The organism is Arthrobacter sp. MYb213 (assembly GCF_002979915.1).
GTDB lineage: Bacteria > Actinomycetota > Actinomycetes > Actinomycetales > Micrococcaceae > Glutamicibacter.
This window is the reverse complement of sequence record NZ_PCQA01000001.1, coordinates 494,473-509,937: the sequence shown is the minus strand read 5'-3', so window position 1 is coordinate 509,937 and position 15,465 is coordinate 494,473. Positions and strand designations below refer to the sequence as shown.

At 56.7% G+C, this 15,465-nt stretch carries 15 protein-coding genes; 10 read left to right on the top strand and 5 right to left on the bottom strand.

Annotated features, from left to right (window positions below; genetic code table 11):
* Positions 1 to 25 precede the first annotated feature (25 nt).
* The 3 genes from CQ011_RS02430 to CQ011_RS02420 are packed head-to-tail and all read left to right on the top strand — an operon-like array spanning position 26 to position 2,603.
* Positions 26 to 973, top strand: coding sequence for a dihydrodipicolinate synthase family protein (locus CQ011_RS02430; RefSeq protein ID WP_105674293.1), 948 nt, complete (start codon positions 26 to 28; stop codon positions 971 to 973).
* Positions 974 to 975: 2 nt separating this feature from the next.
* Positions 976 to 1,914 carry an ROK family protein gene (locus CQ011_RS02425; RefSeq protein WP_105674291.1) on the top strand — a complete coding sequence of 313 codons (939 nt, stop codon included), beginning with the start codon at positions 976 to 978 and terminating at the stop codon, positions 1,912 to 1,914.
* A 2-nt stretch (positions 1,915 to 1,916) separates the two neighbouring features.
* The gene (locus CQ011_RS02420) at positions 1,917 to 2,603 is read left to right on the top strand and encodes an N-acetylmannosamine-6-phosphate 2-epimerase (protein WP_105674289.1); all 687 of its coding nucleotides are present in this window, start codon (positions 1,917 to 1,919) and stop codon (positions 2,601 to 2,603) included.
* A gap of 141 nt (positions 2,604 to 2,744) precedes the next feature.
* Here CQ011_RS02420 and CQ011_RS02415 read toward each other — a convergent pair whose 3' ends face one another.
* A complete protein-coding gene (locus CQ011_RS02415; protein ID WP_105674287.1) occupies positions 2,745 to 3,290 on the bottom strand; it encodes a DUF2127 domain-containing protein in 546 nt (181 codons plus the stop codon).
* 67 nt (positions 3,291 to 3,357) lie between these two features.
* On the opposite strand from CQ011_RS02415, the gene CQ011_RS02410 reads away from it, so the two are divergent.
* The gene (locus tag CQ011_RS02410; protein ID WP_105674285.1) at positions 3,358 to 4,347 is read left to right on the top strand and encodes an alpha/beta hydrolase; all 990 of its coding nucleotides are present in this window, start codon (positions 3,358 to 3,360) and stop codon (positions 4,345 to 4,347) included.
* A gap of 226 nt (positions 4,348 to 4,573) precedes the next feature.
* Positions 4,574 to 5,086 (top strand): hypothetical protein, encoded by a 513-nt coding sequence (locus CQ011_RS02405; protein ID WP_105674283.1) that lies wholly within the window; start codon positions 4,574 to 4,576, stop codon positions 5,084 to 5,086.
* A gap of 145 nt (positions 5,087 to 5,231) precedes the next feature.
* Here the strand turns inward: CQ011_RS02405 and CQ011_RS02400 are convergent, their stop codons facing one another.
* Positions 5,232 to 6,524: an HNH endonuclease signature motif containing protein gene (locus CQ011_RS02400; protein WP_105674281.1), complete on the bottom strand. Its 1,293-nt coding sequence runs from the start codon at positions 6,522 to 6,524 to the stop codon at positions 5,232 to 5,234.
* Positions 6,525 to 6,709: 185 nt separating this feature from the next.
* Here CQ011_RS02400 and CQ011_RS02395 point away from each other — a divergent pair, with 185 nt between their 5' ends.
* Positions 6,710 to 7,078, top strand: a complete 369-nt coding sequence (locus tag CQ011_RS02395) for a VOC family protein (protein ID WP_286161057.1) — start codon at positions 6,710 to 6,712, stop codon at positions 7,076 to 7,078.
* Positions 7,079 to 7,161: 83 nt separating this feature from the next.
* On the top strand, positions 7,162 to 8,196 hold the full coding sequence (locus tag CQ011_RS02390) for a DUF1648 domain-containing protein (RefSeq protein ID WP_105674279.1): 1,035 nt from the start codon (positions 7,162 to 7,164) through the stop codon (positions 8,194 to 8,196).
* Positions 8,197 to 8,219: 23 nt separating this feature from the next.
* Here CQ011_RS02390 and CQ011_RS02385 read toward each other — a convergent pair whose 3' ends face one another.
* Together CQ011_RS02385 and CQ011_RS02380 are read right to left on the bottom strand one after the other, a co-directional pair.
* A complete protein-coding gene (locus CQ011_RS02385) occupies positions 8,220 to 10,229 on the bottom strand; it encodes an acyl-CoA dehydrogenase family protein (RefSeq protein ID WP_286161056.1) in 2,010 nt (669 codons plus the stop codon).
* Positions 10,230 to 10,240: 11 nt separating this feature from the next.
* The gene (locus tag CQ011_RS02380; protein ID WP_105674275.1) at positions 10,241 to 10,921 is read right to left on the bottom strand and encodes a TetR/AcrR family transcriptional regulator; all 681 of its coding nucleotides are present in this window, start codon (positions 10,919 to 10,921) and stop codon (positions 10,241 to 10,243) included.
* 64 nt (positions 10,922 to 10,985) lie between these two features.
* Between CQ011_RS02380 and CQ011_RS02375 the strand changes: the two genes are divergently transcribed.
* From CQ011_RS02375 to CQ011_RS02365, 3 genes are read left to right on the top strand one after another with little or no spacing between them, the layout of a single operon-like run.
* Complete coding sequence (locus CQ011_RS02375; RefSeq protein ID WP_105674273.1) at positions 10,986 to 12,281, top strand: acetyl-CoA C-acetyltransferase; 1,296 nt, start codon at positions 10,986 to 10,988, stop codon at positions 12,279 to 12,281.
* Complete coding sequence (locus tag CQ011_RS02370) at positions 12,282 to 13,619, top strand: 3-oxoacyl-ACP reductase (protein ID WP_105674271.1); 1,338 nt, start codon at positions 12,282 to 12,284, stop codon at positions 13,617 to 13,619.
* A complete protein-coding gene (locus CQ011_RS02365) occupies positions 13,620 to 14,477 on the top strand; it encodes a MaoC family dehydratase (protein ID WP_105674269.1) in 858 nt (285 codons plus the stop codon).
* Between the two features lie 34 nt (positions 14,478 to 14,511).
* Here the strand turns inward: CQ011_RS02365 and CQ011_RS02360 are convergent, their stop codons facing one another.
* Positions 14,512 to 15,456, bottom strand: a complete 945-nt coding sequence (locus CQ011_RS02360; RefSeq protein WP_105674267.1) for a COX15/CtaA family protein — start codon at positions 15,454 to 15,456, stop codon at positions 14,512 to 14,514.
* Positions 15,457 to 15,465: the final 9 nt, after the last annotated feature.

The following is a 15,465-nucleotide window of genomic DNA, read 5'->3' as shown; positions in this document are numbered from 1 at the left end:
CCAACAATTATGAAGGAATTTTCTCGTGGCTTTTGGCAATAATCCTAAATACACCGGCGTTATCCCACCGGTTGTCACCCCGCGCGCCAGCGACGGATCCATCGATATCGCCTCGCTACACCAGGTCGTTGAGCACTTGATCTCCGGCGGAGTCTCCGGGCTATTTATCCTTGGTTCATCGGGCGAAGTGCCTTACCTATCTAATGCCGAGCGCGAGCAGGTAGCCCGCGAGATTGTGGCAGTGAACGCCGGCCGTGTTCCAGTTTTGGCTGGTGCCAGCGAGCAGACTACCGTGCGCACCATCGAAGAAGGCGCAAAGCTCATTGCCCTAGGCGCCGACGCTCTAGTAGTGACCACCCCGTTCTACGCATTGAGCAACGCGGCGGAAATCGAGACGCACTTCCGCGAAATCAAGAAGGCGCTGGGCGTGGACCTTTTCGCTTATGATGTGCCGGTACGCACCCACCACAAGCTTCCACTAGACGTGGCGGTCCGCCTAGCCAAAGATGGAATCATTGCCGGAGTGAAGGACTCCTCGGGTGATGATGTGTCCTTCCGTCAGCTCTTGCTTGCGACTAAAGACGTTGAAGGTTTCTCGGTCTTCACCGGCCACGAAGTGGTTGTTGATGGCGCACTGCTTGGCGGCGCACACGGTGTGGTTCCAGGTCTAGGCAACGTTGATCCGGCCGGATACCGCCGTCTATTCGATCTGGCTGTCGCCGGTGACTGGGCTGGAGCGGCCGCAGAACAAGACCGTTTGGCCTCCCTATTCAACATTGTGTACACCCCAGATTCCTCCCGTGTTTCAGGTGGCGCGGCGGGACTTGGCGCATTCAAGACCGCACTAGTGGAACTTGGTGTCATCAGTTCTAATGCGATGAGTATTCCCATGGAAGCGCTGAACGATAGCGAATCAGCAGCAATCCGCGCCATCCTGGAGAATGCCGGACTGCAGACCCGGGTGGCCAGCTAAACATGGTCGTTGCGCACTCGGGCGCTGTCATCGCGCTGGATGTCGGAGGCACTAAGATTGCCGGCGCCCTTTTTGATGCGCATCGGCAGATCATTGCCAGCACGCAGGTACGCACCCCCGCCAGCGAGGGTGCGCCTGCGGTGCTTGATGCGATGGCCGGCGTGGTTGAACAACTACGGGCACGAACCAGCGAAGCAATCTCTGGTTTGGGACTGGGAGTCGCTGGAGTCATTGACCCGGTAAACGTGAAAGTCAGCTCAGCCACCGACACAATCGCTGGGTGGGCCGGAACCGATCTGCGTGCAGAATTATTGGCGCGAACCTCGCTAGGGGTCCGTGCGGTTAATGACGTGCATGCACATGGACTAGGCGAAGCCTTGTACGGAGCCGGTCGCGAGGCTAAAGAGGTATTACTCTTTGCCGTAGGAACGGGCATCGGGGGAGCACACCTAGTCCACGGAAAATTGTTGACTGGTGCACATCACGTTGCCGGCCACGTGGGACATATCGATTCCATCCATGCCGCTGGGCTACCCTGCTCCTGTGGCCAAACCGGACATGTCGAAGCGATCGCCTCGGGAACGGCCATTCATCGTCACTACCTACGTCTAGGCGGAGACACGCGGGTTAATGACACCAAGGCTGTCACCGCGTTAGCTCTGGCCGGTGACCAACTGGCAATCCAGGCTCTAGTTACCGGCGCGCAAGCTGCCGGGCGAGCCATCGCTTCCCTCGCCAACGTTCTGGATCCCGAACTCATTATTGTTTCCGGAGGCATGTCAGGTGCCGGGGAAATCTGGTGGGATTCTTTACGTCAAGGGTTTGCCGAATCAGTAATCGGACCTGTAGCCAAGACCAAAATTGTCGCTGCGGAACTCGGTAATGAAGCTGCGTTTTATGGGGCTGCCAGTTTGTTCTGGTCGTCCAAGGAAAAGGAATAAACATGTTGCTGAGCGATGCACAACTAGAAAGTCTGCGTGGACGACTCATCGTTTCGGCGCAGGCATATCCAGGTGAGCCGATGCGTCACCCGCAGACAATGGCGCAGGTCGCCGCCTCAGCGGTCATCGGCGGTGCTGCGGCCATACGTGTGCAAGGCTTAGCCGACATTCAGTTCACCCGTTGCGCCGTAGAAGTGCCGGTGATTGGTCTGTTCAAGGATGGACATGAGGGGGTATTTATCACCCCAACAATTCATCACGCCTTGGCGGTGGCACAGGCCGGCGCACATATCGTCGCATTGGACGGCACCCGCCGTGAACGTCCGGACGGCAAGACTCTTCTCCAGACCATCTCTGCGGTGCATGAACAAACTGGTGCCTTGGTTATGGCAGACTGCGGATCTCTTGATGATGCGCTGGCAGCAGCCGAAGCTGGTGCGGATCTGATTGGTACTACCTTGGCTGGCTATACGGGAGAACGGAACAAAACCGTCGGGCCCGATTTGGAACTCATTGCCTCAATCGCGGACGCCAAACTTGGTAAACCGTTAGTCGCAGAAGGCAGGATACATTCGCCAGCCCAAGCGCGTGCGGCCTTGGACGCAGGAGCGTTCTCTGTGGTTGTGGGCACCGCGATTACTCATCCAGCCACTATTACCGGCTGGTTTGATGCGGCAATGCGCGGCTGACCAAAACCAACGTTGATGGCCACAACCTCGAACGAGATTGTGGCCATCAACGTTTCAACGGATTATTCGGACTTCTGAAATTCCTGACGATGCTCGATCAGGGAGAAGCTTTTGATTCCAGCTGATCCATGGCTCGGATGTCTATTTCCCTCGCATTGTCTTCCGAGATTTGTGCATCCTGTACTCATACCAAGTCAACCCGAGGATCATCAGGTCAAAGACTGTTAGAAACGCCATGCCTAGGCTAAATTTCACGACGAGCTGATAGACCTGATAGCCAATAAAAATTAGTAAGAAGGCCATCATCCATGGGTACGCCCAGAGGAAGTCGCGAAGCACTGCCCAAACCAAAATAACCTTCACGAACCCATGCAGAAGCAAGTAGATAGCGCCAAACAAGGACGCGGAGAGCGTCAACCCGTGAGCCGCGTTAATCAGAGCGTTGGCTACAAGGTCTTGAGGATCTTCAGACAGTTCGTGCTGGGTGAGAATCCGGACAAGGGTGCCAATCTGGTTCGGTGGAACCAGCAACAAAAGCACGCCGCCTTTTAGCTCGAGTAAACCGTCGAGTCCCTTCAGGTACAAGGTCACGCGAAAGATGCGGTTGAGAGCACTTCCTTTGGTATCTCCGACACTATTCACGACGCCTCCAAGTGAGAGGAATGCTTCTAATTTGGATTCTGGCACACCGTAGTGTCAAAAATGAATCGTGTGAAGCTTTTCGTTTTCCTCAAGAGGTAAACTACTTGATCCTATGGAAAAGTATCGCGAAGAACAATTGACCGAGGCATCAACCAGAGATGACCGCGTGGCAGACGCGGGACTTCAACAATGGCTGTCCACGGTGCGCTCGACACCCAAAACTACAACACCCCCAGACTTGGAAAGTTTACGGTCGCCTCGTACCCGTGGTCCAGGTCCCGATCTGTATTCCGTGCGGAACCTTGAAATCCCGAGCCAAAAGGGAATTCCGGTTCGGTATTACCAGGCAGGGGAGCAGCCACGGCCCTTGGTGGTTTACGTTCATGGCGGTGCCTTTGCTTTTGGTGATCTCGAATCGCACGACCGAACGTGTCGACGATTAGCACTACACGGTGATGTCAACGTTATGGCAGTAGATTTTCGGCTGGCGCCCGAACATCCTGCCCCTGCAGCAATTGAAGACGTGGTTAATGTTTTGCGTTGGGCATCACGTGAGCAAGAGCAGATAAATCGGCCACCCATGCCGGTGGCTCTTGCCGGGGATAGCTCTGGAGGACTCATTGCCATCCTCTCAGCGAATGAGTACATTTCTTCCGGGGGCTTCATATCCGCGCTGCTACTTGCCTGCCCAAATGCTGACCTAACGTTGAGCAGCCCCAGCATACGGAACAAGGGCCAGGGTTGGGGTCTAAGTAGTGCAGACATGCGGTGGTTCATCCAACAATGGGTTCAAGATCTGGAGCCGGAAACGTTAGGGAAATATAGCCCGCTCCACGTAGACCTAAAATCGCTACCCACAACACTGATTGCGATTGCAGAACATGATCCGCTTCATGATGAAGGCGCGGAGTTGGCCAAGAAACTGAAGCTGCTTGGAGTAGACGTTCAATTACTGGACCATGCGGGCTTAGTGCATGGGTTCTTGAGCCTGGACAACGTGTCGAATGCAGCTGCGGTAGCAGGCACCGAATTATTCACGCTTTTTGGACAGGTTTTGAATGGCCAGTTATCTGGATCGTTGCCCCGAAATATGGGCGCTTGATAATGTGGCGTTCACTCAAGTATCTAACGGATGTACTGACCTGTGCAGGCTCAGGGCTAGGTGCAGAAGTGTGTCTCAGGCAATCTGTGTTAAACCCATCTTGTGTATGCAAGATTTATAGAATCATGGATTAGCTAGCAAACTCTTTTTCACTCAGGTAGTCTAAAGCGTGGTGTTTGATTGAGTTTATGGTTTCAGCTCGTGACCTAGGGGGAAGGCGGAAAAATTGCCAAGTAGCGCAAACGAAAAGCTAAGTTGTCCTGCCGGCACTCGTCGTCTTTTTCTCGTTGCTCCAGTTTTGGCCCTTGTGCTGACCTTCGTCGGCTATTGGCTGGCCAGCCCTTTTATTCCCGGACACGTTGCAATCCATATGGGACCCGATGGTGTCGGTTACGGATCCGCTTTGCGGATGCTGGTGGTTTGCGCAGTTATCGCCGCTGTATCTTTTGTTGTTGGCGGAATAACGGCGCGAGGTTTCTTAGTCGCGGGCCATTGGTACCAGGTAGAAAAGGCCATCGTGATTAGCGTTGAAGCTTTCGCCTATGCTGTGCTCGGTGTTGGGCTGGGCTCGGTTATGAGCACCCTAGGTGTGGAGTCAAACGGCACCAGTTCTCAAAGTGTGGGCTTGGGGCTTTTGTCGTTCGTGATCGTCTTTATTCTTGCCTCGATCATTTACGTGGTGGCGCTGCCCAAAGGGCAATTGGAAGAACTTCAAGCTCGTCAACAACCGACAGAATAGGTGTCAGTAAAGATTTCTTACTCGCGGGGCGGCACGTTCGCCGGCGGGTCGAATTCTCGCACAATGCCTGTGGCTGGCGGAGCCAGCGAGCGATACGTCCGCCCGTCTCCGGTGTTGATCACGATGGAATGCGGAATCGAGTATTCTACTTTTCGTACCAACCCGGCAGCTCTTTCGCCAAGTTGCAAAAGCGGCACCTATAGCCGGAGTTATGTACCGAGGTTGGTCCATTCAGATGGCGTTGCACTACGTGGTCGATCTCTTCGGGAACACCGTCACAATAAGGCGTCATGCAATGGGAATCGCGAATTCGGATGAACTCTTTAAGTGACTCAGGGAATTCACGAGCTTTTGAGTCCATGGCAATGAGGTCTTGATTGCCGGGTGCGGTGTAGATCCTCTGAATTTCCGGGAAAGTGAAAATTCTACGGTTCAATTCATCGTCTTTCAGCGTCAGGTGGAATGGATCTTCGAGGTCCACCTTCGCCCCAGCGACTAGTTCACGAGCGTATTGCGCCGGTACGATTCCGTAGCCCGGTAGGTTTGCCGGCTCATGACTGCCTGCAAACAGTGTCTTGTCGGTCATGATGAGTTTGACGTCCAAGAACAGCGGAACTTTCGGCGGAAAACCTTCTAATTGACTGCAGATCAGCATGTCGGCCTGGAGCTGTTGCTTGGTGCGTGGGTCGTTGCCCAAGCGGAAGATCGCCTTGGCCCGTTTTTTGATCGACTTTGCTAAGGCGATACCTTCGACTAAGGGCAGCTTCCCGCTGAGCATGACGCAGTCCTTGCTCTTGCGGAAGCGGACATAACGTTTCGCGGCTTCATCTTCAATCTTGACGGCCTTTTCACTGCTTTGAAAGCGCTCAGTGAATTTTCTAACGAGGTCGCTAATGGCCCGCACGCCAAGATTCTCAAACATATCTGTGTGGTCAGCGAAAATCGCGTCAAATTCACGACGGCCATTCGCATCAACTTCTTCAAGAGGTTCGGTAATGGCTTTGATCTGACGCTCCGTCAGATGGCCGCGGGCAAACCAATCGTAGAGGTTTGGGGTGTCTTCGAGAAGAATCCGACAAGCTCTGAGATAACTACAGGCCCCATTGGTACTTTGCCGACGGTTGATGGCAACGGCCGCTGCGGCGCCTCGTTCACTCCGGTGTATGTGCACTCCGCGGTCTTCATTTTGGCGGACTATTTGCTTCTCGTAAAAGTAAGCCATTCTGGCCTGCTTGGCACAAAAGCTAGCCTTGCGACGTTCAATCTCGTCAATATACTGGGCGAGTAAAGAATTATCATGGCGAGCGATGGCATGGTCGATGCCGTCATCTATCTCCTGCTCGCTGAGCGCGGTGCAATCGAGTACCACGGAGGTAGGGGGTCTCGTGGGTGGTGGAGCTTCGAACTCCTTGTCTGGTGTGTATTCTTCTTCGTACATAGTTTCACTTTACGCCGTTGGACCGACTTTTTAGGCTCCCCGGGAACTGTCTGTGGACAAGCAGCTATATTCTTTTATGGTCAGGTCGCAAGGGTGATTACCAAAAACCTGCGTGACAAACTTGGCGTAAATCATCAATTGATAGGACGGTGAACAAGTTGTTCTTGCATCATGTACAGCTTTCGATGGGATCAGAAAAAGAAGCGCTTGCTCGCAATTTTTATGTAGACGGTTTAGGGCTCACCGAGGTGCCCAAACCTCCATCGTTGCAGCAGCGCGGAGGGTGCTGGTTTCGAAAGCTTGAAGGCGACCGCGTGCTCGCCGAAGTTCATCTTGGTTTGGATCCGGGCTTTGTCCCGAGCGACAAGGCGCATCCGGCATTTCTCGTCGAGAATATTGCTGGATTAGAAGCGATGGCCCGACGGATTGAAGTGGGTGGGTACGAGCTGTCCTGGGTGGAACGGCATAGCTTCGAGGGTTACCAGCGGTTCCACTGCCGTGACCCGTTTGGCAATAGGATCGAAATTCTCGCCCTTGATTCCAGTAATCGATAGAGGGTTCCCTGCTGATTTGGTAACCTTAAATCTGGTAGCTAGATAATTCATGCCTCATTGGGCAAATTTCACGAGAGGTCGTCGTGTTCGAAGAAGACCGGACATATAACCGCAATTGGATCATCGGCATTATTGGTGGACTAGTGCTGCTTGCCTTGTTGGCAGGCGTCTGGATGTTTTCGGTCAGGGAGCAATTGCCGGCGGAACTCGCGACGCACTGGAATGGCCGCGGCGAGGTCGATGATTATGACTCTCTCTTAGGTCACGTGCTGGCGATGAGCTTTTTCTCGGTATTTGTTGCCGGAGCTATCGGCTGCGCGGCGATCATGACCCGCATTCAGTCGATCATGCTGGCCCGGATTGGTCTCGGATTCGCGGTAGTGCTTGGACTGATGATCAACGGTTTGAGTATTGCCTTGGTTGTGGGCCAATTGGGTCTTGACAATACCCAGTCCGCCTCGGTGCACGGGCTGACGCTTGCACTATCTTTGATCGGGTCCGCGCTGTTGGGCCTCGTCGTATTCTTCGCTTACCGTCCGCGGGAAGTCATTCACGAACAATCACGCGAGATTATCGCCGCGGATCTGGAAGCTAACGACCCGACCTCTGCTGTGGCACTTAGCCAAGCACAGCTCGCGCAGCGCAACGAGAAAACGCAGGTCAAGCTAAAAGTAACTGGAGCGCGTTTGTTGATTGCAGCGGTTGCAATATCACTGATGCTGATCGGTTGGTACGCTGACCAATTCGTGGTGATATTCGGCTCTCTGGCTGCCGGCCTGTGCTACTGGTTTTTCTTTGCTGGAGTCTTTGAAGTCGACGGACAAGGCACACGGATAGTGGCTTCCAAATGCTTCAAGGTCATGAAGTTGGAGTACTCGGATATCAAAGCCGTGCACGTTAAAGACGTAAGGGCTCTGGAATACGGTGGATTCGGCTACCGCTCGGACATCTCGCATAAGGGATTTCTGACCGGCAATGGGCCGGCTGTTGTGATCGATATGGGCTACTACCAACAGCAGATCATCTCGATGCCGGACGTCGCTACGGCTAGCCGAATCTGTGCACTGATCAACGCTTATCGACTACTTGATACGGCAAAGGCCGCGACCACCAAGTAGGTAGCCGCGGCCCTGAAGTGAACTTACGCCTTGGACTTCTTCAAAGACTTCTCGCTGACCGGAGCATTGTCACTAGCACGTAGCTTGCGGAAGTACTCCATGGCCTCATCTTGGCGGGTGGCCTCGATACCGGTGGAGATCTCCGCGCGCAGGTGCTCCTGGGTGTATCCAAACGCGTCAACCAGATCCTGAGCATGTGGGCGCAGGCGGTCTAGCAGGCGGTTGAGGTAACCCGGAAGGGTGCGCGCACGCTGCATGGACAGTCGGCCGTGGGCCAAGAACCAGCCCAGGTCATCTTCGATCAAGCTCAGCGCGAAGACATCACGCAACCAGGTCAACACCTCGGCGGTGGTTGGATCCTCAACCTTGGTTAGTGCCGCGGTGAAAGCTTCCCAGCGCAAGAGCTGCCCGTGATCACGAGCGGCCGAAATCAACAGCTCTTGATTCTCGTTGAAAGCTTTAGCGCCCTTGACCTTATCCTTGCCTGCCGTGCGCAAGGCGTTTGCCACCTCGGCAACCTTGGCGTTGACCCGGTCGGTCAACAGCTCGCGCTGGTTCGCTGGATCCTTGAAGAAGTTCGCACTCTTACGCTCGTCGGAGACATCCACGAAGGCCTGACCCACGCTGCGCAACCCCGAACGGTAAAGCGCTGTGGTACCGACCTGCTTAGCCACGTAACGGGCCATTGCACCGGTATCTAGCTTGCGGAATTCCGCAGCGTAATCGGTGAGCAGACGCTTGCCGACCAGCTGCAAGAGCACATTGTTATCACCCTCGAAGGTCACGTAGACATCCAGGTCTTGGTAGAGCTGGGTGAAACGATTCTTGGCGATATAACCCGAACCACCGCAGGCTTCGCGTGACTCCTGAATGGTGTCCAGTGCATCCCAGGTGCTCAACGGCTTCAGCGCCGCGGCCAGGGTTTCTAGATCTTGACGATCCTCGTCGGTGTCTTCACGGCCGGAGAAGACCGCGTCAAACTTCGTCAAAAGTTCATCGTGCGCAAAAGACGCGGCGTAGGTGCGTGCCATCCGGGTGATCAACCGGCGCTGATGACGCTGGTAATCCAAGATCGTGGTTTCTTCGGTATCCGAGACACTGTTGAACTGGCGGCGCTGGTTGCCGTAAGTTACCGCGATCTGCAGGGCCATCTTCGAGGCGCCAGTTGCCGCGCCATCAAGCGAAACGCGGCCCTGGACCAGGGTGCCGAGCATCGTGAAGAAGCGCCGGCCGGGGGAGGAGATCGGGGAGCTGTAGCTGCCATCGACCGCTACATCGCCGTAGCGGTTGAGCAGGTTAGTGCGTGGGATGCGTACGTTGGTGAAGTGCAAACGGCCGTTGTCGATACCGTTCAGTCCACCCTTCAGCCCGTCATCCTCGCCGCCGATGCCCTCGACGAAGCTGCCGTCTTCGTTGCGGATCGGCACATAGAAGCAGTGCACCCCGTGGTTTACCCCGTTGGTGATCAGCTGCGCGAAGACCGTCGCTGCGGTGCCGTGCAGGGCAGCGTTGCCCAAGAATTCTTTCCAGGCGGCGGCGAAGGGGGTGTGGATGACAAACTCTTCAGTTTCCGGGTCATAGGTGGCGGTGGTGGCTACCGCAGCCACGTCGGAGCCGTGACCGATCTCGGTCATGGCAAATGCGCCAGGTACATCTAGGTTCATTGCGCCCGGGAGCCACTTGGCGTGGTGTTCCTCGGTGCCTAGGTGCATGATGGCGCCGGCAAAAAGGCCCCACTGCACGCCGGCCTTGATCTGCAGCGAAGGGTCAGCGGCGACAAGTTCCACGAACGCGGCGATGGAGCCACCGTGGTCATCGAGCCCACCAAACTTCTTCGGGAAGGCGCGCTGTACCGCTTTTTGATCGACTAAGACCTTCAGCTGGCGCAACACCTGCTCACGGTGTTCATCCATGGACCACATTGGGTCACGCTGTAGCTGCGGGTCCGCGGCGCGAGCGCGTGAGGCCTTGCGGATTTCCGCGTAGGGGCCAAGAAGCTGTTCGGCCAGGGCATTAACGTTGATGCTGTTCATTTGTGTGCCTTTCATGCGCTGCGTTGTGTGGTGGAGATGCCGTGGGTGAGCCAGGAGCTGAGGGCCTGGGCCATTTCATTCAAAGTTGCTTTGTCTTCGCCTTCGGGTTGACGCAACCAGATTTCTCCGGCGGAGCGGATCATCCCGAGGGCGGCGCGTGGCCACAAGCCGGTGGCTCTGGAGACACTGTGCGTATTGCCCGCTAGGTGCGCGGTCAGCCGCTCATTCATCAATGCGGTGACCTCGTCGAAGAAGGCATTGAGCACTCCTAGGGAGCCGGTTGCCGTGCGGTCCGGTGCGGTGAGCACATCCGGAGCTTGGGCGGTGACAAAAAAGTAAAGGTTCGGGCTGCCCTTGGCTAGCTCCAGGTAAGCGGTGACCATTGCGCGTAGCGCCCCGGCTTCGTCTCCCTCGGCTAAGCCCGCGGCGATGATGGAATCGCGGAAGTCTGCGATAACTACCGCGCCCAGCGCCTGGCGCAACCCTTCCTTATCTCCGAAATAACGGTAGTAGACCGGTTTGGAGGTTTTGGCGTGCGCGGCGATGTCTTCCATGGACACCTGTGGACCCAGTTTATGCACCGCTTTGCGGGCGAGCTTGAGTAGCTCGGTATGGCGTTGGCTGCGATGCGCCTGCCAGCGGGCCGAACGACCATCGGTGACCGCGTCGATATCTTGGGTGATCTTGTTCACGTAACTCAGAGTATCATGTACTGTTGGTTACAGTAATACTTCTCACAACCCTAGGAGTTCTTCCATGGCCGATCAGCCAGTGCGCCACGCGGTAATCATCGGTGGCAACCGTATTCCCTTTGCCCGGTCAAACACCGCCTACGTTAACGTCTCCAATCAGGACATGTTCACCGCCGCATTGGAAGGCCTCGTAGCCCGCTTTGGCCTGCAGGGACAGCACATCGGCGCGGTTTCCGGCGGAGCGGTACTCAAGCACTCCAAGGACTTTAACCTGATGCGCGAGTGCGTGCTGGGTAGCTCATTGGACGCGGCTACTCCGGCCTACGACGTACAGATGGCTTGCGCCACCGGCATGGAAGCCATCGGCTCGCTGGCAAATAAGATCAAGCTCGGCCAGCTCGACTCGGCCATTGGCGGCGGCGTGGATACCACCAGTGACGCGCCGATTGTGGTCTCCGAGTCCTTGCGCGCAATCCTGCTGGAACTTTCACGGGCACGCAGCACCAAGGCCAAGCTCAGCGCCTTGGCAAAGATCCGCCCGGCACACCTCGCGCCCAGCGCTCCGGGTACCGGGGAACCACGCACCGGAATGTCGATGGGTGAACACCAAGCAATCACCACCCACGCGTGGGGCATCACCCGCGAAGCTCAAGACGAACTCGCGTTGGCAAGCCACAAGAATCTTGCAGCCGCCTATGACCGTGGCTTCTTCGATGACTTGATCACCGCGTTTAATGGCCTAGCTAAGGATAATAACCTGCGCGCCGATTCCTCCATGGACAAGCTGGCAAAGCTTAAGCCAGCCTTCGGCAAGTCGCTAGGGGAGCAGGCCACAATGACCGCCGCGAACTCCACCCCGCTGACCGACGGCGCCTCGGCAGTGCTTTTGGGCAGTGAAGATTACGCGCAGGAAAACGATCTGCCGATGTTGGCGAACTTCGTGGACTTCGAAGCCGCAGCGGTGGACTTTGTCCACGGCAGCGAAGGCCTGCTGATGGCTCCTGCGTACGCCACCGCCCGACTACTCAAGCGCAATAACCTCAGCTTCGAAGATTTTGACTTCTTCGAAATCCACGAGGCCTTTGCCGGCACCGTGCTAGCCACCCTCAAGGCGTGGGAGTCCGAAGAATTCTGCCGCGAAAAGCTGGGACTAGACGGACCACTGGGCACCGTGGACCGCGCCAAGCTCAACGTGAATGGTTCCTCGCTGGCCGCAGGTCACCCATTCGCCGCCACCGGCGGACGCTTGATCGCCAGCACCGCAAAAATGTTGCATGAAAAGGGCTCCGGCCGCGCACTAATCTCCGTGTGTGCCGCCGGCGGCCAGGGTGTTGTCGCAATCTTGGAGGCACGAAAGTAAATGGCTGATAAGTACCTAGAACTAGTAAACAGTGGGATGACCAAAAAGCTTGCGAAGCTACTGGGACTTCCACGCCCACCGCGCCTGCGCCGCTTTGGGGTGGACACTCCGCTACTTCCCGGTCCGGTATTGGTCTTAGGCACCTCCGCCCGCGCTCAGGAACTCAGTGACACGATGGTCTCGTGGGGCTTGGATGTGCGCCGCCACGACGCGGGGGAGAGCAAACTCGGCGGGCTGGTATTGCTCCTCGACGAGCTGAGTCATCCCGAACAACTCTCCGCCCTAATGCTTGCCACCGGCGCTGCACTACGCAAACTGGTGCCCGGCGCCCGCGTGGTTTCCGTCTCCAAGCCGGCGTTGGCAAATGACGAGCCTGCCCTCGCCGCGGTACGCCAAGGAATTGATGGCGCGATGCGTTCCTTAGGACGCGAAATGCGTGGCGGGGCCACCGCCAACGGCATCGTCTTAGCCGGCGACACTAGTATCGTCAGCCCGAGCGCATTGGGAGCTCTACGCTTCTTCTTCTCGGGACGCAGCGCCTACGTGGATGGTCAATTTTTGACCGTCCGCACCGAAGCTGGAGAGCTACCCGAAGACTTCCGGAAACCACTGGCCGGTAAGGTCGCCGTAGTTACCGGCGCCGCCCGCGGTATCGGCGCGGAGATTGCCCGCACCTTGGCCCGGGACGGTGCCAAGGTGGTCTTAGTTGACATGCCACAGGCCGGCGACGCGCTGGCAAAGGTGGCCAACCAAGTCGGTGGCACGACGCTGCAGCTAGATGTCACCGCCAAGGATGCTGGCCAACGAATCATGGATCACGCGCTGACCCGTCACGGCTCGCTGGATTTGGTAGTACACAATGCGGGGATCACCCGGGACAAGCTACTGGCAAATATGGATGCCGCCCGCTGGGATTCGGTGATCGCAGTTAATATCGCCTCGCAGCTACGCATGAATGAGGTCTTCTTGGCCGCAAAACTACCCGGGCTACGCGTAGTTAGCCTGGCTTCCACCTCAGGCATTGCCGGTAACCGTGGCCAGACAAATTACGCCGCCAGTAAGGGTGGGGTCATCGGCATGGTACGAGCCAGCGCCGCATTATTCGCTGAAAACGGTGGCTCGATCACCGCCGTGGCACCGGGCTTTATCGAAACCGAAATGACCGCAAAGATCCCGCTGGGCACCCGAACCGTGGCGCGCTTGGTGCTGCCTTCGCTCATGCAGGGTGGGTTGCCGGTAGACGTCGCCGAGGCGATTGGATTCCTTGGTTCCGGCGCAGCCGCTGGCCTTAACGGTCAGACATTGCGCGTCTGCGGTCAGTCGCTAGTGGGCGCCTAAATGGGTGCCGAGGTAGTTTCCGCGATCCCGTCGATGGGATCGGTGTATGCGCGCGCAGTCAAAACGCTGAACCGTAAGAGTAAGAACCCGGTGTTGCCCGAGGTGACGCTGGTCTTCCACGGGGCAAGAGCCGATCGGGACAAGCTCGGCGAATTTCGCCGTGCGGTCAAGGCTCCGGCCAACGGTAAATTGCCTAGCCTCTACGTACATTCGCTGGCTTTCCCGCTGGCGATGTCCTTGATGCTACGCGATGATTTTCCGCTGCCGTTGCTGGGCATGATTCACCTGACCAACCAGGTGGAAGTCACCGAGCCGCTAGGGGAAACCGAGTTATTCGACGTGGAAGTCAATGCCGAGAACTTAGTTGCACACCCCAAGGGGGTCTGCTGCGATCTGCTGGTAAAGATTGTGGTGGACGGGCAAACGCGTATGTTGTTGCGCAGCACCTTCCTGGCTAAAGGCGCCAAAATTGATGGCCAGACGCCGTCGAACGTGGAGCACAGCGAGTTTACTGCGCCGCAGCGCACCGCACAATGGAAACTGGGAGCAGGCGCCGGACGAGATTGGGCTGCCGTGGCCGGGGACTACAACCCGATTCACCTCAGCGCGCTCAGTGCGAAGGCGCTAGGAATGCCTCGGGCCATTGCCCACGGTATTTATCTAGCGGCACGCGCGTTGGCAGGAATTGAACCAGCTACCGGGAACTATGCGTGGAGCATTGAGTTCAAAACTCCGGTGCTCCTACCGGGCACCGTAGATCTGGGATTTGAAGCGACCGGCAACGGGTACAAAGTGCAAGGGTGGAACCCGCGCAAGCTCAAACCGCACTTTGAACTAGACCTGACTCGCGAAAAATAGAATGTAGTGGTCCGTAGCTTTGATCTACGGGCCGCTACTTCTTTAAGGCCAGTGAGGGACTTCGCGTTGGAGCGCGATGGTTTCCTTCGGCTGCCAACAGTACGCGTACGGCACCGATCCAGACCAACGCCGAACCGACAAGGTGCAAAACGACCATCAACTCGGGCAGATGAGTCAGGGACTGGATGATTCCCAAAGCTCCTTGTCCCAAGAAAACAAAAATAAATAACAGCGCCTTCTGGGCAAGCATCTGCTCTCCGGCGAGCTTGGCACTACGCCACAACAAACCCGCAAAGGTTAGCGAAGCCAACGCCGCGGCACCGTGAATAATCGTCACCCAGATCCATGAGAATGGCATCCGTGGCACCTGAGCCGAATCTCCGGCGTGCGGACCGGTTCCAGCCACCGTGGTGCCCAGAATGAGCAGTACCGCGGTGAGGGCAAGTAGCCAACGAGCTAGCGTACGTGATTTCAGCGAACTGGCCGGCAGCTCTGGCTTATCGAGGTTTTGAGTTTTCTGCCAGGTAATCGTTGCAGCGGTGAGCAGCAAAGTGGCCGCCAGAAAATGTCCAGCCACTACGTAAGGATTCAGATCGACCCATACGGTGATTCCGCCAATGACGGCGTTGAGGACTACAAACCAGAACTGCATCCATGCCCATCGGGTCACCTCCGGCGCCTGCTTGCGTTGCAGGCGAGCGGCGATAATCACCCAGCCCACCACGATGCATAATCCAACGGTCAGTAGTCGATTGACGAATTCGATAACGGAATGCAGTCCCATCTCAGCGGTCGGCGCTATTGATCCACCCACGCAGGTGGGCCAGTCAGGGCAACCGAGCCCCGAACCAGTCACTCGGACTACACCGCCGCCAAGAATGATCAGGATCGCTGCGATCAACGCGGCGAGTGATGCGCTACGTAGAGGGCGACGTTCTAGTGGGAAACGATGTTCCAGCCAGGCAAAGGGGGTGCGCATGTGGTCCCT

Bases quoted from the DNA above. Each gene is read 5' to 3' on its own strand.
- CQ011_RS02425 (WP_105674291.1), top strand. From the start codon at position 976: ATGGTCGTTGCGCACTCGGGCGCTGTCATCGCGCTGGATGTCGGAGGC.
- CQ011_RS02420 (WP_105674289.1), top strand. From the start codon at position 1,917: ATGTTGCTGAGCGATGCACAACTAGAAAGTCTGCGTGGACGACTCATC.
- CQ011_RS02410 (WP_105674285.1), top strand. From the start codon at position 3,358: ATGGAAAAGTATCGCGAAGAACAATTGACCGAGGCATCAACCAGAGAT.
- CQ011_RS02400 (WP_105674281.1), bottom strand. From the start codon at position 6,524: ATGTACGAAGAAGAATACACACCAGACAAGGAGTTCGAAGCTCCACCA.
- CQ011_RS02395 (WP_286161057.1), top strand. From the start codon at position 6,710: ATGGGATCAGAAAAAGAAGCGCTTGCTCGCAATTTTTATGTAGACGGT.
- CQ011_RS02385 (WP_286161056.1), bottom strand. From the start codon at position 10,229: ATGAACAGCATCAACGTTAATGCCCTGGCCGAACAGCTTCTTGGCCCC.
- CQ011_RS02375 (WP_105674273.1), top strand. From the start codon at position 10,986: ATGGCCGATCAGCCAGTGCGCCACGCGGTAATCATCGGTGGCAACCGT.
- CQ011_RS02370 (WP_105674271.1), top strand. From the start codon at position 12,282: ATGGCTGATAAGTACCTAGAACTAGTAAACAGTGGGATGACCAAAAAG.
- CQ011_RS02365 (WP_105674269.1), top strand. From the start codon at position 13,620: ATGGGTGCCGAGGTAGTTTCCGCGATCCCGTCGATGGGATCGGTGTAT.
- CQ011_RS02360 (WP_105674267.1), bottom strand. From the start codon at position 15,456: ATGCGCACCCCCTTTGCCTGGCTGGAACATCGTTTCCCACTAGAACGT.